The following is a 24,496-nucleotide window of genomic DNA, read 5'->3' on the forward strand; positions in this document are numbered from 1 at the left end:
AAGGTTTCTGTTCTGCTCTCGGTGAGGTCAGAACTTTACAGCGGTGTGGAATGTAAAGGTGCGACCTGGCGCATACACGGGTTCGATCCCGCCACGGTTCGAGCTTGCGGCAAAGCCGGTGCGCTCGAAATAGGTTTCGTCGAACAGATTTTCGACGCCGACGCGAATGGTCATGTTTTCATAGGACGGCGGCGTCCATTCGGCATAGGTGTTGACCACGGTATAGGCGGGCTGATCGTAAAACCCTTCAGCCGTGGCATAGGCATCGGAGATCTTCCCCGCCCAGGCCAAGGATGCGCCCAGCTTCAAATTGTAGTCCGGAATGACATGGTCGATATAAAGCGTGGCCATATCGCCAATCGGCATGAAGGTACTGCTGTTGGGAAGGGCGGTATTGTCTCCGATCGTCACCTTCGCCTTTGTGAACGTTGCGCCGATCTTCGTGTTTTCCCAGCGATATCCGGCATTCAGCGTCACACCACGCGAGCGTGACTCATCGGGAGAATTGTGCAGCGTACCGCCCGTTCCCCACTCATAGACGGGCAGGCCGTCAATGCGTGTGTCGAAGAAGGTCACGCCGGCGTTCCAGTTCTCGCCTCCGAAATTCGCCCCCGCTTTAAGGTTCTGCGCCGTGCCGGCGCTGAAGCCGGGGGCTGTGGTGAAACTGTCGTCGCGGGCGTGCACATAGCCATAATCGCCGATCACATAGCCCAGCCAGGTGCGCGAGGCACCGGCAAACACCTCGAAATGGTCGTTGAATTTATAGGAGACCGTCGCGTTCACGCTGGCACCGCTGTCGGAGAACTTTGTGTCGTTCCAGTCGGTGAAGCGATGGCCGTCATAGCGCACGCCGGTCGACAGGTTGAAGCCGTTGTCGAATTCGAAGCGGCCCTGCGCGAAGGCGCCGAGCTGAAAGGTCGAGAAGTCGCGGTATCGGCGGTCATTGTTGCCGTAATTGTCGGTGAAATAGCCATGCCGGCCGAAATCGACACCCGCCGTGATGTTGCCGCTGTCGAAAGTGAAACGGTTCTGGACCTTGCCGCCGAACAGGTCTTCATCCAGCGCCATATTGCCATTGGTGCGGTCCTGATAGTTCGGCCGCCAATAGTTGTTCTCGCTGTAATAGACCATCACCTCCGGATCCCACATGTCGGTGGGTGCCGTTGTGGTGTATTTCAGGTTCACGGCATCCCGCGCCACTTCGAGCGGATGCACCGTGTCGCCGGCCAGCCCCATGTTCATCTTGATCAGGCGATCAGCCTTGTCGCGGCTGCGCTCATAGCCCAGCTCGAGGCGATGACCTTCTGCTTCGTAGCCGAGTTTGGTGAGAATTTTGCGGGCCGCGGGCTCGGTGCCGAGGATTTCCAGCCCGTCGCCGTTCTCGTAGTTCTTGCCCGTTGCGCCGTGCGTCATCACGAACCAGTCGAACCCTTCGTGTCGGCCATAACCGGCGGCACTGCCCGAGAAGCCACGGCCGTTCGTGCCATAGGAAAGTCCGAGCCTTGCGCCGAGGTTCTTTCCCTCTTCAAGGAGATCGAGAGCTCCGACGGTCTCGTAGCGGATCGCACCGGCTGCCGCGCCAAAGCCGGCATCGGCGGCGGCCGCACCTGCTTCCACCTCCACCTGCTTCAGGAATACGGGGTCGATGACGTTTGAACCGGTATGGTGCCAGCTTGTTGCGGTCTGCGGCACGCCATCCACGCTGACGGCAAGGTGCGACTGTTCCATGCCCAGAACGTGGATACGCTTGGAAGGGCCGCCGCCGCCCGAGACGCTGATCGAGGATTCACGCGAAAAAAGCTCCGAGGTATTGCTGGGTTGGAGGGTCTCCAGGTCTTCCCTCGTTACAACCGTGCCGCCCGTCGCTTCGATGTTTTCCTTGCCGTCACTGATGACGGTGATCGTGTCGAGGACAGTGGTTGTCTGGTTGCCGTCCTGTGCCTGCAATGCGGAAGCCATCGCAAGCAGCGAGACACCGGTAAGCGGCAGTATCCGCGTAAACGTCATTTTTGTTTCCCTGTTGATCCCCGGCCGGAAAGCGCTGGGCTCCGGCCTGGCAGCCAATGGTCTGATGCAGCAAAGGGTCAATAAGAGACAAAGCGTCGGTATCGTGCCTGCGCAAGCAGACACACCGTTTCGCGATCCCACCGGAATGAGCCCCTTGCTCGCGAACTTCTCAAGCATCGTGCTGGTGCCGGTCGCTTGCTTCAGGCCTCAGCCTTGCTTCTCGCACCCGTACAGCTTAATCTTGAGAAGATTGGTCATATATATGTCTGACCTCAAAAACGTGTCGAGCCGAAAGAGTTTGTCAGGAACTGCAATCTCTTAGGCTCAAACGGCATTGTGCCGGTCGCGATGTCGGTCGCGCCGTGACGGTGTCAGGGTCTTTGAATGCAGTACACATCACAGGAACTTTTTGTTGGTGCCCTAGAGGGGGTGCCCAACTGCACCTCCGATACGCGTGAGCTGAACATCTGGCCGAAATTCATGTTGATGGTGCTGTTGCAGGGCGCCCAGCACTTCGTGATCGATGGCCGACATTTTGAGATCGACGCGGGCACGGAGGCGGAGCGCTCGCCGACAGTGTTCATGCTCAATATCGCAAAGGACAGCCGGTTACGCTTCTTCAATGACAGCGAGACACCGCTGCGCAAGGTGATGATTTCTGCACCGCTGCCCTGGCTTCAGCGTCTGTTTGAGGTGCAGGATGAAGCGCAACAATCGGTCCTTCGGACCTTCTTTTCTCAGCATCTTGCCCATTTTGCCTTTGAGCCGGGGCAACACATCGTCCAGTCAGCCCAGAAGATCATGCAGCCGCCGCCAGCCCTGCAGGGCGAGTTGTGCTCCCTCTATCTGAGAGCTCAGGGGCTTGATCTGATGTGGCAGTCCCTGTTGACGATGCTCGCGGAAAAGCATGAGCTTCTTCCTGCGCCGACGCTCATCAGCCTGCGGTATTGTGAGCGTGCCCGCGATTTCATAGCCGGCAATCTGGATCGGGAACTCACCATAGGCCGCATCGCGCTTGAGGTCGGCTGCAGCACCTCCACGCTGCAACGGCATTTCAAGATGCACTTCGGCATGACAGTCTTCGACTTCATTCGGCAGAAACGCCTGGAAGCTGCTCGCGCGGCCCTTGCGCAGGATGGAATCCCGATCGCGCATGCAGCGTATTTGGCCGGTTACAACAACATTTCGAGTTTCACGACGGCTTTTCGCAAGGCATTTGGCATGACCCCTAGCCAGGTTCGTGCCGGTGTGCCTCGGCCAGGCGCTCGAAGATCTCCACCAGCGCTTCACACTCCGGGCTGAGCTTTTCTCCGATCGGCTTGATAACCGAGTATTCAAAGCGCTCTTCAGTGTTGAGAGGACGGACGATACCCCCGGCGCGCTCATGTTCCTCGGCCGTGAATGGATCGACGATCCCCACGCCCAGGCCGCGCCGCACCAGAGCGGCAATGACGATGGAAAGATAGCTGCGCATCTTCATCACCGGCGGCTTGCGCATTCTTGCAAAGCGTCGGTCGAAACTGCGGCCGGTCATGGTGGAATCGACAAAGCCCACGAAATCCAGTCCCGACAAATCCTCTATTTCCACCTCCGCCTTCTCGCCCAGGAAATGTCCGGCTGGAGCGATGAAGCGGTAGGGCAATGCGCCGGTTCGCACCACATCGATCTCCGACTTGTGCTGGGTGGGGATACCGAAGCCGATCTGGCATTGCCGCAGCGCGACCTGCCGCACCACAGGCAGCGTGGTCATCGAGAAAAACTCCGCTCGGAACTCGGGCCGTAACTGGTGGAGTTCAGCAACGGCCTGTGGCAACGCTGCCTGGGCAAACGCCGGTGCTGCAGCGATGCTCAGCGTGGCACGTTGCCCGCGCTTGATCTGTTGGGCCGCCCGCTCGATATGCTTCAATCCGGTGAAGCTGCGCTCAACCTCCATCCAGAATTCATGCGCGGCCGGTGTCGCAACAATCCGACCGCCGTGGCGGGTAAAGAGCCGCAGATCGAGCCGTTCCTCCAGTTCCCTTATCAGGCGGCTGACGGCTGGTTGTGAGATCAGAAGTTCTTCTGCAGCCCCGGAAACACTACCGGTGCGCATCACTTCGCGAAAGGCTTCCAGAGATCGTGGGCTGAGCATTTGGCTATAAGTTTTTCTGATAGAGATGGAATAAATCCTTATTTGCCTTATAGCCGCTTCAGCCGTTCACTGACAGGATAATTCCATCCGGCCATGTGAGGGGCATGAAGGTGAACGGTACCAGCTCCCAGGGGAGGATTGATCCGTCCTCCGTTCCAAACCAAACCGAGATTGTGGTTATCGGTGGCGGTATTGTTGGTGTCACGGCGGCCATTCATCTGGCCGAGCGGGGCATTCCGGTCGTCCTGTGCGAGAAGGGGCGCATAGCCGGCGAGCAGTCCTCGCGAAACTGGGGCTGGATCCGCAAGACGGGACGCGATCTACGTGAACTGCCGTTGATGATCGAGAGCGCGCGTCTTTGGGCGCGGATCGTCCCGCAGCTCGACACGGACATCGGCTATGGTGTGCGCGGCACCACCTATCTCGCGGAAAATGACGCCGAGTTCGACCCCCATGAGGCGTGGTACGAGGCAGCAAAGCCCTTTCAGCTCGACACGGTTCTTTTGTCTTCAGCCGAGACTGATCGGTTTCTCGGCCGTGGTGACCGCCGCTTCCGGGGTGCCATCCACACGCCCTCGGATGCAACAGCAGAGCCTGCGCTTGCTGTGCCGGCAATGGCTCGATATGCAAAGAAATGCGGTGTTACCGTCCTTGAAAACTGCGCGGTTCGGATGGTGGAAAGAGCCAATGGCGCGGTTGTCGGTGTTGTCACCGAACATGGTGAAATAGCGTGTAAGTCGGTCATCCTGGCCGGCGGCGTGTGGTCGCGCACATTCCTTGAAAATCTCGGGCTGAATCTGCCGCAGCTTGCCGTCAAGTCATCTGTATTGCGAACAGGCCCCGCGCCGGAGATCGTGTCCGGCGGTCTGGGTGCTGCGCGTGCTTCCGTGCGGAGGCGGCTGGATGGCGGTTACACGATTGCGCGCAGCGGTGCCGCCGAGTTTCAGCTCATTCCGGCAGCGTTCCGTCATTTTGGCGCATTTCTGCCCGTGTTGCGGGATCGCTGGCGCATCATGACAATCAAGGCGGGGCGGGATTTCTTTGGCCCGCTCGGAACGGCCCGTTGGCGGGCCGATGAGGAAACCCCTTTCGAGCGCGTCCGGGTCTTCGATCCGAAGCCGGACCCACGGCTCATCAACAGCGTGATGAATGCGGCGAGAGAGTTGCATCCGCAATTGGCTGATGCCCACCCGGTCGAGACTTGGGGCGGGATGATCGACGTTATGCCAGACGAAATTCCTGTTCTGGATTCACCGCCGGGATGGCAGGGGCTCCTGATCGCAACAGGATTATCCGGCCACGGTTTCGGCATCGGCCCGGGCGCGGGCCTGCTTGCCGCGCAGATGACGACCGGCGAAACGCCGGTGGTGGACCCGAAACCGTTCAGCCTTTCCAGGTTCTCGAGGAGAGCGGTGGCATGAGCGCAGCCGATGTCCTCGTCATCGGGGCAGGTATAACGGGCGCGGTCGCGGCCCTTGAGCTTGCGGAGATGGGCGCGCGGGTGGAAGTGGTCGACCGTTACGGCCCTGCGGCCATGGCATCGGGCTGGACGCTGGCCGGTGTGCGGCAGTCGGGCCGGCATCCAGCCGAGCTCCCGCTGGCACGGGCTGCCGTGGCGCGTTGGCAGGAACTGGATCACAGGCTGGAAGCCGAGACGCATTACCGCCAGGAGGGAAATCTGCGCCTGGCGCGCAGCGACGCCGAAGTGGAGACAATAAAAGCGCTGGTTGCCGATCAGAAGGCGGCCGGGCTCGACATAAGTTTTCTGGCCGACAACAGCGCGGTCCGCGCCATGGTGCCGGCCCTTTCGGCGTCTGTGCGGGCTGCTTCCTGGTGTCCGACGGATGGCCACGCAGATCCGGTTGCCACGGTGAACGCCTATCTGCGGCTGGCGGAGCGAAAAGGCGTGAGAATTTCGACGGGGGAGGTTGTCCAGCGTCTGGTGGTGAACGGAGCGAAAGTCAGCGGTGCCGTTACCCGGAACAGGGAGATATCGGCTGGGGCGGTTCTTGCGGCTCCAGGCATCCTGGTCAATAGGCTTCTGGAACCGCTTGGCCACGCCATCCCGTTGCAGCATCCGCTTGTCACGGTCCTGCGCAGCGCGCCCTGCCCACCGGTGGTTGCGCCCGTGCTTGGTGTCGCCAACGCAAATATGGCGGTGCGACAGGAAGCCGGGGGCCATCTAAGGGTGACGAGCGGCGCGGAAATCTGGACGGGCAAACTTGATGAGAAGGATGGCAAGCCTGTGGCGCGAACCTCCATGGGAAAGATCCAGGAGACGATCTCCCGCGTTTCCCACGTGTTGCCGGTCTTTGCCGATGCCGAGATCGAAAGCGTTTGGGGTGGGGTGCTTGATCTCACTCCGGACGCTCTGCCGGTCATCGATGCCGTGCCTGGCGTCGACAATCTGGTGGTGGCGGCAGGGTTTTCCGGTCATGGTTTCGGTATCGGGCCGATAAGCGGCCTGCTCGCAGCCCAGCTTCTCCTGAACCGGCCGCCGGAGTTGGATATCAGTGCCTTTGGATTTGGCCGTTTTTCGAACCTTTCCCCAAAGGATCACGCTGCACTGACATTGCATGGTTGAGAGGGAAATGATGAGGGGAGACAGAAGTGCTTGATCCAGCAGGCCGTGTGGTGATGGTTTCCGGTACCAGCAGGGGGATTGGCAGGGCGCTGGTGGAAACACTGCACGCAAAGGGATACGCAGTGAGTGCCGGCGCGCGGGATGCGGCGTCGCTGGAGGCCGCTTTCACCCACCTTGCCGGAGACCGGCTGCTCTGCGCCCGGTATGAAGCCGGCGACAGGCAGACACATGCGGACTGGCTGGCGGCGACACTGGGAAAATTCGGTCGCCTCGATGCTCTGGTCAACAACGCAGGCACCTCCAACACATTTTCCATCGAAAGCGGCGAGGAAGCGGACCTTGATGCGCTCTGGACAATCAATGTGAAGGGCCCTCTTTTCCTTACCCGTGCCTGCCTTCCGCATCTCAAGGCGTCTGGAAACGGACGCATCGTCAATGTGGTCTCGCTTTCGGGAAAGCGGGTCCGCAACGAAAACATCGCCTACAATATGACGAAGCATGCCATGATGGCGCTGACACACGGCACGCGCCGCATCGGCTGGGAGCATGGCGTGCGCGCAACCGCGCTTTGCCCGAGCTTCGTTGCAACCGATCTCACCGCGGGCGTCACGAAGGTGGCGCGCGAGGAGATGATAGAGCCCGGCGACCTTGCCGAGCTTGCTGCGACTGCGATCGCCCTGCCGAACACGGCGGCGATGGCTGAAATGCTGGTGAATTGCCGGCTCGAAGACACGCTTTAGGGAGCACGTCACGACAGATCGAAACTCGAAGAGGTGGAACCAATGAAAAGAACAATCGGAACGACATTGATAAGCCTGCTGATGGCAGGCAGCGCGCTTGCCGCAGGCGAGACCTTGAACATCGGCATGGGAAGCGCCGATGCGGGCAAGCTCGACCCGCATGTGGCAACATCCACACCCGACAAGGGCCTTTTGCACTGGATGTTCAACGGCCTTGTGCGGATCAAGCCTGGTGAGGCAAGCCCTGCCAATATTGAACCCGACATCGCGGAAAGCTGGACGGCGTCGGAGGACGGACTGACCTGGACCTTCAAGCTGCGCGAGGATGTGGAGTGCCACGGAGATTACGGCGCGCTTGACGCTGAAGATGTGGTCTATTCGCTCAATCGCTCGGCAAATGCGGATGTCTCGGCCTTCGCCAAGGACTACACGGCGTTCGACAGTGTCGAGGCAACGGGTGACTACGAAGTCACGATCAAACTCAAGAACCCGGTTCCAAGCCTCCTTGGCATGCTCGTGCCCTATCATGGTGGCAACATCGTCTGCAAGGACGCGGTGGAGGCACTGGGTGCGGATTTCGAACGCACGCCCATCGGCACCGGGCCCTTCATGTTCGATGAATATCAGCCGCAGCAATATGTGAAGCTTGTGGCCAATCCCGAATATTTCCGCGGCGAACCCAAGATCAAGGAAATCTACTACCGCTACATCCCCTCGGATGCTTCGCGTGACCTGGCGTTCCAGTCGGGTGAGATCGATATGATCTATGGCAAGCAGGATCAGACCTGGGTCGAGCGCATTTCGAAGATTCCCGGCACGAAAGTGGCGGTGATGAAGCCTGGCGAAATGTCCGTCATCCATCTCAACATGACGATGCCGCCGCTTGACGATGTTCGTGTCCGCCGCGCCGTGGCCCATGCGGTCAACCGTGATGCGATGGTTCAGTTCAAGGGACCGGACGTGACGCTCGCGGCAGTATCGCCTGTTCCGGAAGGCTATCTCGGCTTCACCGATGATGTGCCGACTTACGAATATTCCATCGAGAAGGCCAAGGCGCTTCTTGCTGAAGCGGGCCACCCCGATGGCGTGACGATCAAGGCGATCCACACAACGCTTCCAGGGATGATCACCACGATGGAAGCCATTCAGGCTCTTCTGCGTGAGGCGGACATCAATCTTGAGATCGAGACCGTCGAGCACGCGACCTTCCACGAGCAGATCCGTAAGGATTTGAGCCAGGTGACCCACTATTCGGCAGCGCGCTTCCCTGTTGCTGACACCTATCTGACTCAGTTCTTCCACTCCGATTCCATCGTCGGCACACCGACGGCGGTGACCAATTTCTCCCATTGCGCGGTGGCGGATGAGGAGATCACCGGTGCCCGTGTGGCGACGGATCCGGAGAAGCAGCTTGAACTGTGGGCGGAAGCACAGCGCAAGATCATGGATGAGGTCTGCGCCATTCCGATCGTGCAGAGCCTCCAGCTCTGGGCGTGGAAAGACACGCTTGATCTCGGCGTGGAAGTCAACGGCTCGCTCAATCTGAGCCCGCCGGTGACCGAAGCAGCCCACTTCACCGAATAGGGAACGGTATCGCGCCGATCCCGATGATCCGGCCCGCCCCTTGCCTGTTTCCACATGGCAGGGGGCGGAGCATCGCCGGTTTGGCTTCGGCGCACCGAAAGGTGCCATGACAGCATTCGTCCTCAAACGGCTTGGCTTCGCGGTCATCACGCTCTTTGCCGTTCTGACCATCGTGTTTTTCATCGTCCGCATTCTTCCGGGCGATCCGGCGATGGCGATCCTTGGTGACCAGGCCAGCCAGGAAGCGCTGGTTGCTCTGCGTGCCCGGCTCGGCCTCGATCAGCCGCTCTATGTGCAATATGTCCAGTTTCTGGGAGGCGTGATCGTCGGAGACTGGGGCGTCTCCATGGTCTCGGGTCGCCCGGTCATTCAAGAAATTCTGAAGGTCCTCCCTGCGACCCTTGAGCTGACGATCGTGTCGCTCATCCTGGGCGCCGTGGTCGGTGTTCCGCTCGGTGTCTGGTCCGCGGTCCGGCGCAACAAGCTTCCGGATTACATCACCCGTATGGCATCGCTGCTCGGGCTTTCCTTCCCAGCCTTCGTTTCGGCGGTTCTTCTGCTACTGGTTTTCGCCATCCAGCTCCGGTGGTTCCCGGTGATCAGTTCGGGGCAGGGCACGACATTGGGCGAGCGCCTGCGCGATCTCGCGCTTCCAGCCATCAATCTCGGCCTCATCATGGCCGCCTACATCACCCGTGTGGCGCGCTCAGCCATGCTGGAGGTGCTCAATCAGGACTATGTGCGAACGGCCTATGCCAAGGGGCTGGCCTTTGCCACCATCATCTGGCGCCACTGCCTGCGCAACGCGATGATCCCGGTTGTCACGGTGGTCGGTCTTTATCTCGGGATTTTGATTGGCAATTCGGTTCTGACAGAAATCGTCTTCAATCGCCCGGGTCTCGGAAAGCTCATCATCGGTGCACTCAACCAGCGTGACTACACCATGCTGCAGGGCATGATGGTGATCTACACGCTCATCGTCGTTCTCGTGAACCTGTTGACCGACCTGACCTATGGTCTGATCGACCCGAGGATCAAGTACTCATGACACAGGCTACAACAACCTCTCTTTCGCGCGTTGCCTATCTGCGCAGCGCGCTCGCCGCCACCGGCAGTGGCCTCCTGAAGGCTTTCAATGCCAACAAGACGTCCTGGGTCGGCCTCGGTGTTTTCCTGATCGTCGCCGCCTTGGCCATTCTGGCGCCCTGGATTGCGCCCTATGATCCGCTTGATCAGAACATCCTGTTTCGGCTCAAGCCGCCATCGGCCGAGCACTGGTTCGGCACGGATTATTATGGCCGCGATACGCTCTCCCGCATTCTGTGGGGCGCGCGCATTTCGCTTGCCATCGGTCTGCTTGCCATCGGGTCGGCCATGCTTCTTGGAACATTGATCGGCATGATCGCAGGCTATTATGGCGGGCGCACCGATATCATCATCATGCAGATCATGGATGTGCTGCTGGCCTTCCCCTCGTTGATCCTCGGCCTCATTGTCGTTGCCATGCTTGGGCCTTCCATCGCCAATCTGGTGATCGCGATCGCGCTGACGGCCATCCCGCCCTTTGCCCGCATCGCACGTGCTCCCACCATCGCCGTAAAGAACCGCGAGTTCATAGAAGCCGGACGTGCGCTGGGTTACTCCGACACACGCCTGATGTTCGGCCATATCCTGCCCAACATCGCGCCGGAGATCCTCGTCATGGGTTCGCTCTGGCTCGCCACGGCCATTCGCGTGGAGGCTTCGCTTGCCTTCATCGGCCTTGGTGTCGCCCCGCCGACCGCCACCTGGGGCGGCATGATCCGGGAGGGCTTCGAGAACATTCTCGATAGTTTCTGGCTGGCCCTCTTTCCATCGATCGCCATCCTCATCGTCGTTTTCGCACTCAATCTGCTCGGTGATGGATTGCGCGACGCCATTGATCCAAGACTGCGGGGTGAAGAATGAGCACGCCCATCCTATCCATCAACGGGCTCACCACTTCCTTTCGCGTGGAGGGAAAATGGCTGCCGGTGGTGCGCAATGTCAGCTTCGATATCGGTCGCGGCGAGACGGTCGCCGTGGTCGGCGAATCCGGGTCCGGAAAGTCGGTTACCGCACTCTCCATCATGCGGCTCATCCAGCAGGGCATGGGGCGCATAGAGGGTTCGATCAAGCTTGATGGCCGTGAGCTTTTGACCCTTGACGAGGAAGCCATGCGCGATGTGCGCGGTGGCGAGATCGGCATGATCTTCCAGGAGCCCATGACGAGCCTGAACCCGGTTCTCACCGTCGGCTTCCAGGTGGCGGAAGCACTGCGCCGCCACCGCGGCATGGATGCAGCCGCGGCCGAAGCCGAGGTCCAACGCCTCTTCGAGCTTGTGCGCATACCGGATGGCAAGCGCCGCGCGAGCGAACACCCGCACAGTTTTTCCGGCGGTATGCGCCAGCGTGTGATGATCGCCATGGCGCTTGCCTGCCAGCCCAAGCTTCTGATTGCCGACGAGCCGACAACGGCGCTCGACGTGACCATTCAGGCCCAAATTCTCGAGCTCATCCGCGAGCTTCAAAAAGACATCGGCATGTCGGTGATGTTCATCACCCACGATATGGGCGTGGTTGCCGAAATTGCCGATCGCGTCGTGGTGATGTTGAAAGGCGACAAGGTTGAGGAGGCGCCGGCAGCAGAGCTCTTCAACGCCCCGAAAGAGGGCTACACCAGAATGCTTTTGGGCGCAGTGCCCAAACTTGGCACACTGGCCAACACGCAGACACCGCGCCGTTTCCCGGCAATGGATCTTTCCGGCCCAGGTCCCGAGCCGAAAGGTGAACCGGACAATCGCGGCAAGCCTATTCTGCAAGTCGAGGGGCTGACGACACGTTTCGCGGTACGGGGAGGCCTGTTTGGTGGAGTGAAGGGCCAGGTCCATGCGGTGGAGGATGTGTCGTTCTCGGTCCGCGCTGGCGAGACGCTCGCGCTGGTCGGGGAATCCGGCTGCGGAAAATCCACAACCGGCCGATCCATCCTGCGGCTGGTCGAGCCGGTCGCCGGCAGCGTTTCGTTTGAAGGCGAAAACCTGATGGATGCCGACCCGGCGAGCCTGCGTGCAGCGCGCCGACGCATGCAGATGATCTTTCAGGACCCCTATGGTTCGCTCAATCCCCGTCAGACGGTGGGATCCGCTATCGCCGAGCCGATCCGGGTGCACGGTCTCGGCAATCCCATGGAGGCGCAGGACAAGGTCGCCCGCCTCCTCGAATTGGTTGGGCTCACCCCGGAACATGCGCTGCGTTTCCCGCACGAGTTCTCAGGTGGTCAACGCCAGCGTGTCTGCATTGCCCGAGGTCTCGCCCTTGAGCCCAGTCTCATCGTTGCCGATGAATCGGTTTCGGCGCTCGATGCTTCGATCAAGGCGCAGGTGGTCAATCTCATGCTTGATCTGCAGCGCGAGCTAGGCTTGGCCTATCTGTTCATCAGCCATGATATCGCGGTCGTCGAAAGGGTCAGCCATCGCATTGCCGTGATGCTCCTCGGAGAGATCGTCGAGATCGGGCCACGCGACGCGGTCCTGTCCAATCCACGTCACCCCTACACCCGCAAACTCATCGATGCGGTGCCGGTCCCCGATCCGGCGACGCGCGGTCGCCGGCGCGGTCTTATCGCCGAGGAGTTGAAGAGCCCGGTGCGTCCGCTTGGCTGGGAGAGGCCCGCGCGCCGAATGCTGGAGGTAGGACCGGATCACTTTGTCATGGAGCATTAGTCCGCCATCACCCTACCGGATCATTCGGAATCTACTGTCCTCCGAGCGCGGCGTCGACGGCGTGGCCCAGTTTCTCGACGATCAGATCAATGGTTTCCCCGTCGACATTGTAAGGTGGTGCCAGGAGAATGTGATCGCCGGAGATACCGTCGATCGTGCCGCTTCCCGGGTAGATCAGGAGCCCCGTCTCCAGGGCGCTTTTCTTGATCGCAGCGCCGATTTTCCGGCCGGGCGAGAAAGGCACCTTGATATCGCGATGCTCGACCAGTTCGATGGCCTGAAGCAGGCCGCGCCCCCGAACATCCCCGACATGCGGGTGATTGCCGAACCGGGCGAGCAGTCGGTCGCGCAACTGAGCGCCGCGTACAGTCACATTGTCGAGCATAGCATCATCACGAATGATCTGCTGAACGGCAAGCGCGGCAGCACAGGCCAGCGGATGGGCTGAATAGGTGTGCCCATGCACGAAACTGCCGCTGCCTTTGGTAATGGTCTCGTAGACGTTGCCCGAGCACATGACGGCAGCAATGGGCTGGTATCCGCCGCCAAGGCCCTTGGCCAGCGTCAGGATGTCGGGCGCCACATTTTCCTGCTCGCAGGCGAGAAAGCTGCCGGTTCTGCCGGATCCGCACATCACCTCATCCAGAATGAGAAGCACCCCGTAGCGATCACAGATTTCCCGGATTTTCTGAAAGTAGCCCTTTTCGGCGGCAACCGCGCCCGCGGTCGCTCCCACCACTGTTTCCGCCAGAAAGGCGATGACATTTTCAGGGCCGAGTTCCCTTATCTTGTCTTCAAGGAGGTTGGCGGCACGGTTTGCATAGTCATCCGCGCTTTCACCGGCATGGGCATATCGGTAGGCGAAGCAGGGCTCGATCTTGGGTTCTTCGAGCAGGAACGGGGCATAGGGTTTTCGCCGTGGCGGATTGCCCCCGACCGAGAGCGCGCCCAGCGTGTTGCCGTGGTAGCTCTGGTGCCTGGAGATCACCAGCCTGCGCGAGGGCTCGCCGCGCTCGACATGATACTGCCGCGCCATCTTGATCGCCGCTTCGATCGCTTCGGAGCCGCTGCCGACGAGATAGACCTTGTCGAGGGGAAGCGGCGTCGCGGCGCACAGATGGTCGGCGAGTGCCTCGGCCGCACTGGAGGTGAAGAAGCTGGTATGCGCATAGCTGATCTGCGCCATCTGCTGCTGAATGGCTTCAAGAACACGCACATCGCCATGCCCGATACAGGACACGGCAGCGCCACCGCAGGCATCGATATAGCGCTTGCCGGTTTCGTCGGTGATGTAGGCGCCGCTCCCCCCGATAGCGACCGGAAGCGGGTTGCCAGGGGAGCGGTGAAAAACATGGGTCATTCGGAGGTCTCTGTTATCGTGCGCGCCGATGCGCGTGGTAGGAGCCGGAGGCATAAAGCTGTTCTTCGATGGTGCCGATGCGTTCCATCGCCGTGTCCTGAAGCTCTGTCAGCATGGCAGCGGCAAGCCCTTCGACAACGCCGACAGCCGAAATCACGGAGGGAAAAAAGGACGGGCTTTCGGCTGAGAAGAGCAGGCTGGTCGATGCATGGGGTTGCAATGGTGTGGCGCGGCTATCGCTCAGTGAAACCAGTTTCGCGCCGGAAGAACGAATGCCTTCAGCCACCATGTCGATCTCGCGCGCATAGGGCTGGAAATTGATGGACAGAACCGCATCGCGCTCCGTCAGCATGGCAAGGTCGGCCACCAGCGAAGAACCCTCGCTGCCGAGAAGCTCCACATTGGGGCGCAGCATCTTGCACAGATAGGTGAAGGTAAGCCCCGGCCCCCGGCAACTCATGAAGGCGGCGACGTATAGCCGCTCGGCATGGGCAAGCGTTTTGGCGGCAGAAGCGATATCTGCAATCGAATTGCTCTCCAGCGCGTAGGCAAGGCTTGCCTCCTGCGCCTTGAAGGTCTCGGCCAGAAGGCCGCTGCCCTTGTCCTGCTTCACCGCTTCCACGGCCTTGTCGGCATAGCGCGCGGGCCCGGTCCTGAAACTTTCGGCATAAACGGCACGCAATTGCGACCAGTCGGCGAAATCCAGCGTGCGCGCCAGGCGCACGAGGGTGGCCGGTGCAACGCCGGCACGGTTGGCGATCTCGCGCATGGAGAGGAGCACGACATCGTCCGGGTGATCGATCAGGTAGCGGGCTCCATCGGCAAGCCGGCGGGGCAGCGTTTCAATCTGCGAGATCATGCGCTGTGTCAGCGCTTCAAGGTCTGTCATCTCTGCCATCCTTTTACCCGCTTATCAGGCTGGGCAACCACAGGACGGTTGCCGGAAATGCGATGAGTATGGCGACGGTCACCACATCGGCAAGCAGGAACCATCCCACGCCGCGGAAGACATCGCTGATGGACACTTTATCGGCGACGACATTCTTGATGACGAAGACATTGAGACCCACTGGCGGTGTGATGAGCCCGATTTCCAGATATTTGGTGATCATGACACCGGCATAGATCAGGCTGATATCCGCGGTCTCGAAGATCGGCAGGAGAACCGGAAGGGTGAGCAGCATCACCCCGATGGGATCGAGGAACATGCCGAGCACCAGATAGATCAGCGACACCGCGATGATGATCAGAAGCGGCGACATGTCCTCTCCGATAAGCCCCTGCACGTAGTCAGGGAAGCCCGCAAAGGCGAAAAGCCGGGTCAGAAGCGCTGCGGCCACAGCGATGAGGAAGATTGCGGAGGTGGAGCGGATGGTCTCGAACGCAGCCGCCTTCAGCGCTTCCCAACTCAGTGTGCGCTTGGCAAAGCCGATGGCGATGGAGGCAAGGGCACCGATGGCGCCGGCTTCGGTTGCGGAGAAAAGCCCGGCAAAGATGCCGCCGAACACGGTGATGACGAGCAGGAAGAGCGGCCATGTCTCGCCCAGAGCAAGAAACCGCTCGCGCCAGTCGACGCTCGTCTCACGCGGCGCAAGCGCCGGGTTGTGCTTGACGCGAAGCAGGATCATCAGGCCATACATGAGCGCGGTCAGAAGGCCCGGAATAACGGCCCCGATGAAAAGCTCGCTGACGGGAACCTCGGCAAAAACGGCATAGAGAAGCAGAATGGTGCTCGGCGGGATGAGTGAGCCCATCGTGCCGGCGGCGGCAATCGTGCCAACGGCAAGCTTGGCGTCGTAGCCACGGTCAAGCATGGCCGGCACGGCAATCTTGCCCATCGCGGCTGCACAGGCGACGGACGAGCCGGTGACGGAGGAAAAGAGCGCGGCCCCACCCACCGAGGAGATGGCGAGCCCGCCGGGCAGAAAATTCAGCCAGGCGCGGGCGACACGGAAAAGCCCGTCTGTCAGACCGGCCGAAAAACACACATAGCCCATGAACAGGAACATGGGGATGGCGCTCAGGCTCCAATGGGCGGCGAAGGCATGGGGAACCGAGCGCATGACGCCCCATGTCGCCCGTTCTCCCACAAGGAGATACATGCCGGCGATTGCGACGAGGCCGAGCGCCGCTGCAACGGGAACGCGCAGCGCAAGGAGGATCATGAGCGCACCAAGCGCCCAGTAGACAAGGGTGATGCTATCCACGGTAAGGCCCTTACTGGTCGCTGTTTTGTGTCTGGGATGAAGCGGCGCGCGAAATCGCGCCAGCAGCTCGGACAAGGCAGAGAAGTGCCGTCAGGAAACCCGCCACCGGCAGGAAAAAGCGCGGCGGCCATGTGATGACGGGGATCATGCCGACAATGAACTCGCCCTGACGATAGGCGCGCAGGGCCTGTTCAAACCCCGCATAGGCGATCAGTGCCAGAAATGCGCCGAAGCAGATCAGCGCAAACGCATCGAGCACCGCCTGCGCCCTTGGTCCCAGCCCCTGATAGAACAGATCGACGGCAATGTTCTCGTTGCGCCATTCGACATTGAGCAACGGAAGAAAGATGAGAGCCGGCATCCACCAGTCCGACACGATCTCCAGTGTGGAGGGCATCGGCTTGCCAAAGAGGTAGCGGCCGCCGACATCCAGACAGATCTGGAACATCATGACGACGAGACACAGGCTGGCCAGAAACGCCAGCAGGCGGCCAATCCGGCCCAGAAAGACATCGATGGTTTGCATGGTGGATCCCGGCTGATCAAAAGCGTGGGCGGCACCCCCAAGGGCGCCGCCGTGACAGGCTCAAAGGCCATATTCGGTTTCAGAAAGCTTGTCGAAGATCTCTGTCTTCATGCGCTCTGCGAGGGCCTCGTCGGAAAGGCCGGATGCGGTGATCTCTTCCCACTTGGCCAAAGCCGCCTGATAGCTCTCGATCAGCGATTGCGCGTCGTCGACGCCATAGACGTCCTTCGCCTTCGCCACAATCGCGGAAACGTCCTGGCTGTTGAAGCTGGCGATTTCGGCTTCAAGCGCTTCCGGCTTGTCCAGAACCTTCATGCCGTGATCGGCCGCTTCGGCTTTCGCCTCCTCGTTCTGCGCGACATAGGCATTGGTCGTCGCAACGATGGCCTCTGCCATCTTGTCGAGCATGACGCGACGGTTCTCGGGGGTGAGCTCCGCCCAGCTGTCCTTGTTGAAGGCGAGCAGCGGTCCGGAATTGTAGACGCCGAAGCTGCCGAGCGTGATCGTGTCGGCAACATCCCAGAGCGAGTGTGTTTTCAGCGAAGCGGCGGGCTGCATGGCAACATCGATGACACCCTTGTCGAGCGCTTCATACATTTCCGAGCTGGAGGTGTGGACGACCGTCGCGCCGGCCTCACCGATCCAGCGATCCCACGCGCCACCGGGCGAACGAACACGCTTGCCGGCGATGTCCGCCGTCTTGCCGATCTCGCTCTTGCTGATCAGCGCATAGGGTGCGGTGGCATAGCTGCCGGTATAGACCACGTTCTGCTTTGAAAATTCTGCGATGCAGGGCGTGCAGTTCAACAGAGTGAATTCGGTAACGGCGGCCGCGACGGCAAGGGAGTTGCCGCTCAACATGGCAAGCTCTGCCACAAGCTGGCTGGTGGGCAGCTGTGCCGGGTTGTAGGTGAGCGCGAGAACGGAGGCGTCGGCCACCCCATCGCCCAGACCGGTCAGGGTCTCCTTGCCGCCCAGAAGTGCGCCGCCTGAGACGAGGTTGAAGGTCACTTCGCCATTGGATGCTTCGGCCACCGCCGGGAAATATGTTTCATAGCCAGCGAAAATCGTCGGGTGCGAAGGAGCGACCCAGGAGCTGACGGTGAGTTCGATCGCAGCGGCGCTGGCCGTGCTGGCGGCCAGAGCGAGAATGGCGGCGGTGATGGTTTTCTTCATGTTACCCTCTGTTCTTTCAGGTTGAAGCGCTCCCGAGGCACATTTCGGAAGGGCAGTTTTGAAACGTCAGCCATGGCTGGCCCCAGCGTGTCGCAGGACTGGATGACGTCGAACCGGTTGCCGAATGCAGCCCGGAAATGGTTTTTCGCCTTGGCGAGCAGCACGGGCACCTGGTCGATCTCAATGCCGTGCAGGCGGAAATAGGCACTGTCATTGGGAGACTGGCAGCCCGTGGTCACGATGACCCGAAGGTTTCCGATGCGCAGCAGAGCTGTCGGACCGAGGTCGACCTTCATGCCCCGCTCCATCGCGTCCTCGTTCTGGAAACGGCCATCGGTGATGCGCAGGACTTCAGCCCGGCAGGCGACCGGCTCTCCGAAACGGACGTCGAGCCTTGCGCCGAGGCTGATGTCGAGCTCTGCACCAATGCCCGCACGATGGGCTTCCGCCACGATCTCCGGTGCGGCGAAAAAGGCAAACACGCTGCCATCCGGCAATTCCGTATTCATCGCGGCGCGGAAGAGACCCGGCGTGTCGCCAATGCCTCCGGAAAGGGGATTGTCGGCAGGTTCCAGGATCGCGACGCGATTCCCATCGGCCCACGGACGGCCTGACAGCACCGCTTCAGCCGAGGGAAGGTCAGGCTGAAAGCGAGCCTGCGTGCCTCGCATATAGCCGGCAACATGATCCGCCAGAGCCTGTCCCTGATATTTGTCCTCGCAGGTCACCAGAACGCCGGCATTGGCCTGCGGAACGTCAGCGTATGCGAAACTGGCAAAGGGGTAGGCGACTGGAAAGAGAGACTTGCCGCCGATCTTGATGCCCGCCGCCCGCGCTTCGTTTTCGATATCGAGCATGGGGCCGGGACCATCGGTGCGCATGTTGAAGCTCGGCAGGATCCTGTCGATCGTCTTCAAGAGCACATGGCTCTTCACCCCGTCCCTGATGATATGCGCAAGCACGTCCAGCGCGTCGCGCGCGGCCTCAGCCATGTCAATGTGAGGATAGGTCCGGTAAACGGTAGCGGCATTGAGCATGCCGGCAAGCTCCGGCGCGATGCAGGCATGCATGTCGAAGGAGGCGGCAATCGGCAAATCCGGGAAGCGGCGGCGAAGGGCCCCAACAAGCGTCGTTTCGGGATCCGGATCAACCGTGCCGATACAGGCGCCGTGAAGCGACAGGTACAGACCGTCGATGCCTTCCAGTGCCGGGTCTTCGGCGATCTCGGCCGTCAGCTGGTCGAGAAGTTCCTGTTCCACGGGGCCTGCCGGAGCGGCCGAAGCACAGCGCGAGAAAACCAGCTCCACATCGTCGCGCAGCTCCGCCCAGGCAATTGCTCCGCCAGGTTCCGTTGCCGTGCCGCGATAATGCGCGATGCAGCTCTCTCCGCGGAACCATTCCCGTGCCTCAAAATGCTCCAGTCGTGTCTGGCAGACCGAAAAGGAGTTTGCTTCGTGCCAAAGGCGGGCGATGCCGATACGCATACATTATCCGACGAAATATAAAACAAATGTTCCGCATCTTAAAAAATAATTGTTTTGTTTTGTCAACAGCGCTCACACACTTGGCCGACCCGTAGAAGCTGTGCGGTCGTCGGTCCTGGTCGAGCGGCAGGGGGGCATGAAAAGAACGCGCACTGGTTTCGACGCCGGCTTTGTGTGATCATCACTGAAGGGGAGAATGGGAGAGCAAAAACAAGATGCGAAAAGCACAAACCCTGCCTGGAGGGCAGTGTTCGGGGCGGAGTGCGGATTAGTGGAGACACCGCAATCGCCTGCCTTACGGTCCTATCATTCATGGATCGCCAATGAGACGCTGGAGGATTATTCGCTGCGCTACGCCGCGCGGTCCTTCCGGCGCTGGTCTCCATTCGTCATCGCCAACACTGCGCTGGGCGGCATCTCGTTTCTGGCGCTGGAGGCCATCGGCGGAGCGATCACACTGAGCTACGGCTTCGCCAATGCGTTTCCCGCCGTGCTCATCACCTGCCTGTTTGTCTTCGTCACGAACCTGCCCATCGCCTATTATTCGAGCCGTTACAACATCGATATGGATCTGCTCACCCGCGGGGCGGGATTCGGCTATATCGGCTCCACCATCACGTCGCTGATCTATGCGACCTTCACCTTCATCTTTTTCGCGCTCGAGGGCGCGATCATGGCGCAGGCGCTGAAGCTCTTTGCGGATGTGCCGCTGGTGCTGGGCTACATCATCTCGTCGCTCGTCATCATTCCCATCACCTTCATGGGCGTGACGATGATCAGCAAGTTGCAGATGGTCACCCAGCCCATCTGGATCGCCATGCTGCTTGCGCCCTTCATCTACATCGCGGTCGGCCATCCCGAAACGCTCGATCAGTGGATGGCGTTTGCCGGCAGCGAAACGCCGGATGGCGGCTTCGATGTGCTCGCCTTCGGCTCGGCCATCGGTGTCCTGTGCGCGCTTTCGATACAGATCGGCGAGCAGGTGGATTATCTGCGCTTCCTGCCCGACAAGACGCGCGAAAACCGTTGGCGCTGGTGGGCGGCGGTCATCTCCGCCGGTCCCGGCTGGATCGTGGTCGGCGGTTTCAAGATTCTCTGCGGCAGCCTTCTGGCCGTGCTCGCGGTGTCTGCCGGCCTGTCGCCATCGACGGCGCTCGAGCCGATCCACATGTATATCAAGGCCTATGAATATGTGAGTGACGACCCCCGCACCGTGCTGGCGCTGGCGGCGATCTTCGTCCTCATCTCTCAGGTCAAGATCAACGTGACGAACGCTTATGCCGGCTCGCTCGCCTGGTCCAATTTCTTCTCGCGCGTCACACATTATCACCCTGGCCGCGTGGTCTGGCTGATCTTCAACATCCTGATCTCTCTGCTTTTGATGCTGCTCGGCATCTTTCAGACACTGGAGCTGGTGCTGGCGGTCTATTCGGTCATCGCCGCCGCGTGGATCGGCTCCATCTTTGCCGATCTCGCCATCTTGAAGCCGATGGGCATCAGCCCGCCTTTCACCGAGTTCAAGCGCGCCTATCTCTACGATTTCAATCCGGTGGGTTGCGGGTCGATGGCGTTTGCTTCCCTCTTCGCGCTCATCTGTTTCATGGGTGGATTTGGCGATCTGGCCGAAGCCTATGCCGCTCCCATCGCCTTCTTCACCGCGCTTTCAGGCGCCGTTCTGATAGGCGTGGTCACACGCGGCCGCTATTATCTCGCCCGCCCGCGTGCTCCGCTCGCCGAGCCCGAAAAACCGGTGGTGCGGTGCGAAATCTGCGAGCTGGAGTACGAGCGACCGGACATGGTGCATTGCACCTTTTATCAGCGCCCGATCTGCTCGCTTTGCTGCAGTCTGGATTCCCATTGCCACGATGTCTGTAAATCGTCGGGCACGGTTCTGGAGACCTCGCGTTCACGGTATTTCGGACGCGCCCTTCGCAGCAAGATCGCGCCACGCATGACGCAGCGGCTGCTCAAGGTGAGCGGCGTCCTTTTCTCGCTCGCCGTGATGACAGCCGCGGTATTCCTTCTCACCTACCGGCTGATAGAGCCCACCGCGCTTCAGCCCCATGTGGAAAGCGGTGCGCTTTTGCTGCGGGTGTTCCTGGCGCTTCTTCCGCTGCTTGCCATTGGCGCATGGTGGATCGTTCTTTCGCATGAAAGCCGGGAACTGGCCGAGCGCGATCTGGTCACCTCGCTTGAAAAGCTTCGCCAGGCGCAGCAGGAACTCGCCTCAAACGAGCGTCTGGCGGCAATCGGTCAGATCACCGCCACGGTCAGCCATGAGCTGCGCAATCCGCTGGGCACAATGGTCACCTCCACCGACATTCTGCGGCGCTCACTCAAGAACGCGGATGAACCCGTCACCGGCGAATTGCAGCGCTTGCAGCGCAATGCCTGGCGCTGCGTGCGCATCATCGAGGATCTTCTGGATTTCTCGCGCAAGCACGCGCCCGTCATGTCGCCCGTGGCCATCGACCGTTGGGTCAAGCAGCAGTTAAACGAAGAGGATCACGAGATCGCGCATCTCATTACGCTCAAGCTCGATGCCGGTTGCGATGTGCTTGCCGATGCCGAGCGCCTGCGTCAGGCCTTCTCCAATGTTCTGCAGAATGCAGCGCAGGCCTGCGAGGAGCGCGGGAAGCAGAGCGGTCAGATCATCATTTCCACACAACGCCTGCATGACCGGATCTACCTGTCGGTCTCCGACAATGGCGGCGGCATGTCTCAGGATGTGGCAGAGCGCGTGTTCGAGCCACTCTTCAGCACCAAGGCGTTTGGCGTTGGGCTCGGCATGCCACTCGTCAAGCGTATCGTGGAGCAGCATGGCGGCGACGTGCTCATTGAGAGTCAGAAGGGTGTCGGCACCACCGTGTCGCTCGTTCTGCCATGCGCGGGAGAGCATGCGCCATGAGCGATCGCGAGATCGACCTTCCCGCAGAGGTCATTGGAGAACACCCGCTGCGTGAGACCACGCCGGCGGAAGAACACGGTGTTCTCATCGTCGACGATGACGAGGATTTTGCCGCAAGCCTTTCCGGCCTTTTGAAGATCGAGGGGTTCAGGGTCGCAGTCGCGCACGACCCTGAGGGCGCGCTTGCCGTTCTTGAGGAGGCGCGGATCGCGGTGGCCCTGGTCGATGTGCGGCTGGGCACGGGCAATGGTGTCGATCTCGTGCGCCAGATTCGTCAACGTGATCCTGACCTTGTTTGCGTAATGGTCACCGCCTATGCGTCCATCGATACGGCCGTGGAGGCATTGCAGGCCGGAGCATATGATTACCTTTGCAAGCCGTTTCACAGCGAAGACCTGCTGGCAACGCTCGCCCGCTGCTTTGAACGCATCCGACTTCTGGAAGAAAAGCGGCTCGCTGCCGAGCGGCTGGGGCAAAAACAGCGCATGGAGGCCATGGGTCAGCTCACCAGCGGCATAGCGCACGACTTCAACAACATTCTCGCCGTGCTTCTGAGCAATCTGCGCTGGCTGGAGGAGCGGCTGGGCGATCAGCCGGAACTGGCGGAGATCGTGGCGGATGCGCTGGACGCCACGCAATCGGGTTCAGAGCTGACCGATCGGCTTCTCCAGTTCGGGCGTCAGAACGCGAAGGATGTTGCAGTGGTGCAGCTTGGCGAGGCCTTGCCCCCGTTGATGCGTATGCTTGCGCGCACGCTTGGAGAGACGATCACGATCTCGCTTGAGGTAGCCGATGGATTGAACAGCGTGCTCATTCCCGCCGGTCAGCTGGAGCCCAGCCTGCTCAACCTCGCGCTGAATGCGCGCGATGCGATGCCGGGCGGCGGAAGCCTGTATTTTGAAGCGTCGAACGTAATCGTCCGTCCGGAGGACGCGCGGGTTGCTTCTGGGCTTTTGCCGGGCCGCTATGTGCTGCTGTCGGTGCGCGACACAGGCCATGGCATGCCGGTGGCGGTGCGCCGCCGCGCGCTCCAGCCCATGTTCACCACCAAGCCGCCAGGGCAGGGCAGTGGTCTCGGCTTGTCGATGGTGGATGGTTTCGTGCGCCAGGCCGGTGGCCGCCTCGGCATTCTCAGCACGCCGGGCAAGGGTACCAGCGTTAATCTCTATTTGCCGGCGCACTATTCCTCAGACTGAGGCGCAAACATGTAGCCGACCCCGCGAATGGTCTTGATGAATTGCGTGTCACGGGCATTGTCGCGCAATTTCCGCCGGATCTTGCCAATCATCACATCGATGCTGCGATCGTAAGGGTTCCAGTTGCGATTGGCGACGATATCGAGGATCTGCTCGCGGGAAAGCACACGTCCTCGCCGCTCTACAAGTGCGGCCAGAAGCTGGAATTCCTGGCTCGTCAGCCGCACCGTGTCACCTCTCGGAGAGGCGAGATGATGGCGCGAGGGGTCAAGTTGCCAGCCGGCAAAGCACATGATTGGAGAACGGCTTTTCTCCTGGGGTTCCGGCACGCTGATGCGTCTCGCAAATCGGCGCATGACAGTGCGGATGCGGGCCAGAAGTTCACGTGGCTCAAACGGTTTGGTCACGTAGTCGTCCGCGCCCAGTTCAAGGCAGACCACCTTGTCGATCGTGCTGTTTTTGCCGGAAAGCATGATCAGCGGCAGGTCGTGCTGGGCGCGCAGTGAGCGCGCCAGCGAAACACCGTCTTCGCCTGCAGGAAAGGTAAGATCGAGAATAACCAGATCGAAATCCTCGTCCGCCATGGCCCGCCGCATGGCGCGGCCATCCTCGGCGCTTGTGACGGCATAGCCTTCGCTAGCGAGGAAGCGCTGAAGAAAGCGACGAAGACGCTGATCATCATCGACCACAAGAACGCGATGCTTTTCGTCCGAGATCCCCATGGCTTATACGATAGTCGCAAACGGTTGCGCAGGTCGAGATGGGAACGAACGCCGATCGGTCATAAAAATTGAGCCATGGTCTTCCTGCTCGCGAAAAGCCCTCATCCGCCGTGAGGGTCATCCAGGCTGAA

The 24,496-nt window shown here is 60.6% G+C and carries 19 protein-coding genes; 10 read left to right on the forward strand and 9 right to left on the reverse strand.

Annotated features, from left to right (window positions below; translation table 11 throughout):
- Positions 1 to 27: 27 nt before the first annotated feature.
- Positions 28 to 2,007, reverse strand: a complete 1,980-nt coding sequence (locus AC2CHD_RS09305) for a TonB-dependent receptor domain-containing protein (protein WP_484553451.1) — start codon at positions 2,005 to 2,007, stop codon at positions 28 to 30.
- A 480-nt stretch (positions 2,008 to 2,487) separates the two neighbouring features.
- On the opposite strand from AC2CHD_RS09305, the gene AC2CHD_RS09310 reads away from it, so the two are divergent.
- Positions 2,488 to 3,309: a helix-turn-helix transcriptional regulator gene (locus tag AC2CHD_RS09310; RefSeq protein ID WP_484554222.1), complete on the forward strand. Its 822-nt coding sequence runs from the start codon at positions 2,488 to 2,490 to the stop codon at positions 3,307 to 3,309.
- Here AC2CHD_RS09310 and AC2CHD_RS09315 read toward each other — a convergent pair.
- A complete protein-coding gene (locus tag AC2CHD_RS09315) occupies positions 3,236 to 4,138 on the reverse strand; it encodes a LysR family transcriptional regulator (RefSeq protein WP_484553452.1) in 903 nt (300 codons plus the stop codon). The genes AC2CHD_RS09310 and AC2CHD_RS09315 overlap by 74 nt on opposite strands.
- Before the next feature lie 110 nt (positions 4,139 to 4,248).
- Here AC2CHD_RS09315 and AC2CHD_RS09320 point away from each other — a divergent pair, with 110 nt between their 5' ends.
- The 7 genes from AC2CHD_RS09320 (at position 4,249) to AC2CHD_RS09350 (ending at position 12,786) form a co-directional block, all read left to right on the forward strand.
- Positions 4,249 to 5,559: an NAD(P)/FAD-dependent oxidoreductase gene (locus AC2CHD_RS09320; protein WP_484553453.1), complete on the forward strand. Its 1,311-nt coding sequence runs from the start codon at positions 4,249 to 4,251 to the stop codon at positions 5,557 to 5,559.
- Positions 5,556 to 6,722: an NAD(P)/FAD-dependent oxidoreductase gene (locus AC2CHD_RS09325; RefSeq protein ID WP_484553454.1), complete on the forward strand. Its 1,167-nt coding sequence runs from the start codon at positions 5,556 to 5,558 to the stop codon at positions 6,720 to 6,722. The genes AC2CHD_RS09320 and AC2CHD_RS09325 overlap by 4 nt, the downstream gene beginning before the upstream one ends.
- Before the next feature lie 26 nt (positions 6,723 to 6,748).
- On the forward strand, positions 6,749 to 7,462 hold the full coding sequence (locus AC2CHD_RS09330) for an SDR family NAD(P)-dependent oxidoreductase (protein WP_484553455.1): 714 nt from the start codon (positions 6,749 to 6,751) through the stop codon (positions 7,460 to 7,462).
- Between the two features lie 42 nt (positions 7,463 to 7,504).
- Positions 7,505 to 9,046, forward strand: a complete 1,542-nt coding sequence (locus tag AC2CHD_RS09335; RefSeq protein WP_484553456.1) for an ABC transporter substrate-binding protein — start codon at positions 7,505 to 7,507, stop codon at positions 9,044 to 9,046.
- A gap of 106 nt (positions 9,047 to 9,152) precedes the next feature.
- Complete coding sequence (locus AC2CHD_RS09340; RefSeq protein ID WP_229450442.1) at positions 9,153 to 10,094, forward strand: ABC transporter permease; 942 nt, start codon at positions 9,153 to 9,155, stop codon at positions 10,092 to 10,094.
- A complete protein-coding gene (locus tag AC2CHD_RS09345; RefSeq protein ID WP_229450443.1) occupies positions 10,091 to 10,993 on the forward strand; it encodes an ABC transporter permease in 903 nt (300 codons plus the stop codon). Before AC2CHD_RS09340 ends, AC2CHD_RS09345 begins: the two co-directional genes overlap by 4 nt.
- Positions 10,990 to 12,786 carry an ABC transporter ATP-binding protein gene (locus AC2CHD_RS09350; protein WP_229450444.1) on the forward strand — a complete coding sequence of 599 codons (1,797 nt, stop codon included), beginning with the start codon at positions 10,990 to 10,992 and terminating at the stop codon, positions 12,784 to 12,786. The genes AC2CHD_RS09345 and AC2CHD_RS09350 overlap by 4 nt, the downstream gene beginning before the upstream one ends.
- A 31-nt stretch (positions 12,787 to 12,817) precedes the next feature.
- On the opposite strand, the gene AC2CHD_RS09355 is transcribed toward AC2CHD_RS09350, so the two are convergent.
- The 6 genes from AC2CHD_RS09355 to AC2CHD_RS09380 are packed head-to-tail and all read right to left on the reverse strand — an operon-like array spanning position 12,818 to position 19,539.
- The gene (locus AC2CHD_RS09355; RefSeq protein WP_484553457.1) at positions 12,818 to 14,146 is read right to left on the reverse strand and encodes an aspartate aminotransferase family protein; all 1,329 of its coding nucleotides are present in this window, start codon (positions 14,144 to 14,146) and stop codon (positions 12,818 to 12,820) included.
- A 13-nt stretch (positions 14,147 to 14,159) separates the two neighbouring features.
- Entirely contained in the window at positions 14,160 to 15,035 is an 876-nt protein-coding gene (locus AC2CHD_RS09360; protein ID WP_484553458.1) for a MurR/RpiR family transcriptional regulator, read from the reverse strand.
- Positions 15,036 to 15,048: 13 nt separating this feature from the next.
- Positions 15,049 to 16,353 (reverse strand): TRAP transporter large permease, encoded by a 1,305-nt coding sequence (locus AC2CHD_RS09365; protein ID WP_484553459.1) that lies wholly within the window; start codon positions 16,351 to 16,353, stop codon positions 15,049 to 15,051.
- Between the two features lie 10 nt (positions 16,354 to 16,363).
- The gene (locus AC2CHD_RS09370) at positions 16,364 to 16,879 is read right to left on the reverse strand and encodes a TRAP transporter small permease subunit (RefSeq protein ID WP_484553460.1); all 516 of its coding nucleotides are present in this window, start codon (positions 16,877 to 16,879) and stop codon (positions 16,364 to 16,366) included.
- A gap of 60 nt (positions 16,880 to 16,939) precedes the next feature.
- Positions 16,940 to 18,055 carry a C4-dicarboxylate TRAP transporter substrate-binding protein gene (locus tag AC2CHD_RS09375; protein ID WP_484553461.1) on the reverse strand — a complete coding sequence of 372 codons (1,116 nt, stop codon included), beginning with the start codon at positions 18,053 to 18,055 and terminating at the stop codon, positions 16,940 to 16,942.
- The gene (locus AC2CHD_RS09380) at positions 18,052 to 19,539 is read right to left on the reverse strand and encodes a M81 family metallopeptidase (RefSeq protein ID WP_484553462.1); all 1,488 of its coding nucleotides are present in this window, start codon (positions 19,537 to 19,539) and stop codon (positions 18,052 to 18,054) included. Before AC2CHD_RS09380 ends, AC2CHD_RS09375 begins: the two co-directional genes overlap by 4 nt.
- A gap of 271 nt (positions 19,540 to 19,810) precedes the next feature.
- Here AC2CHD_RS09380 and AC2CHD_RS09385 point away from each other — a divergent pair, with 271 nt between their 5' ends.
- On the forward strand, positions 19,811 to 22,447 hold the full coding sequence (locus AC2CHD_RS09385; RefSeq protein ID WP_484553463.1) for an ATP-binding protein: 2,637 nt from the start codon (positions 19,811 to 19,813) through the stop codon (positions 22,445 to 22,447).
- Positions 22,444 to 23,643 carry a sensor histidine kinase gene (locus AC2CHD_RS09390; RefSeq protein ID WP_484553464.1) on the forward strand — a complete coding sequence of 400 codons (1,200 nt, stop codon included), beginning with the start codon at positions 22,444 to 22,446 and terminating at the stop codon, positions 23,641 to 23,643. Before AC2CHD_RS09385 ends, AC2CHD_RS09390 begins: the two co-directional genes overlap by 4 nt.
- On the opposite strand, the gene AC2CHD_RS09395 is transcribed toward AC2CHD_RS09390, so the two are convergent.
- On the reverse strand, positions 23,628 to 24,365 hold the full coding sequence (locus AC2CHD_RS09395; RefSeq protein WP_229450457.1) for a response regulator: 738 nt from the start codon (positions 24,363 to 24,365) through the stop codon (positions 23,628 to 23,630). The two genes, AC2CHD_RS09390 and AC2CHD_RS09395, sit on opposite strands and share 16 nt — an antisense overlap.
- Positions 24,366 to 24,496: the final 131 nt, after the last annotated feature.

Source organism: Nitratireductor sp. ATLC21 (genome assembly GCF_057196525.1).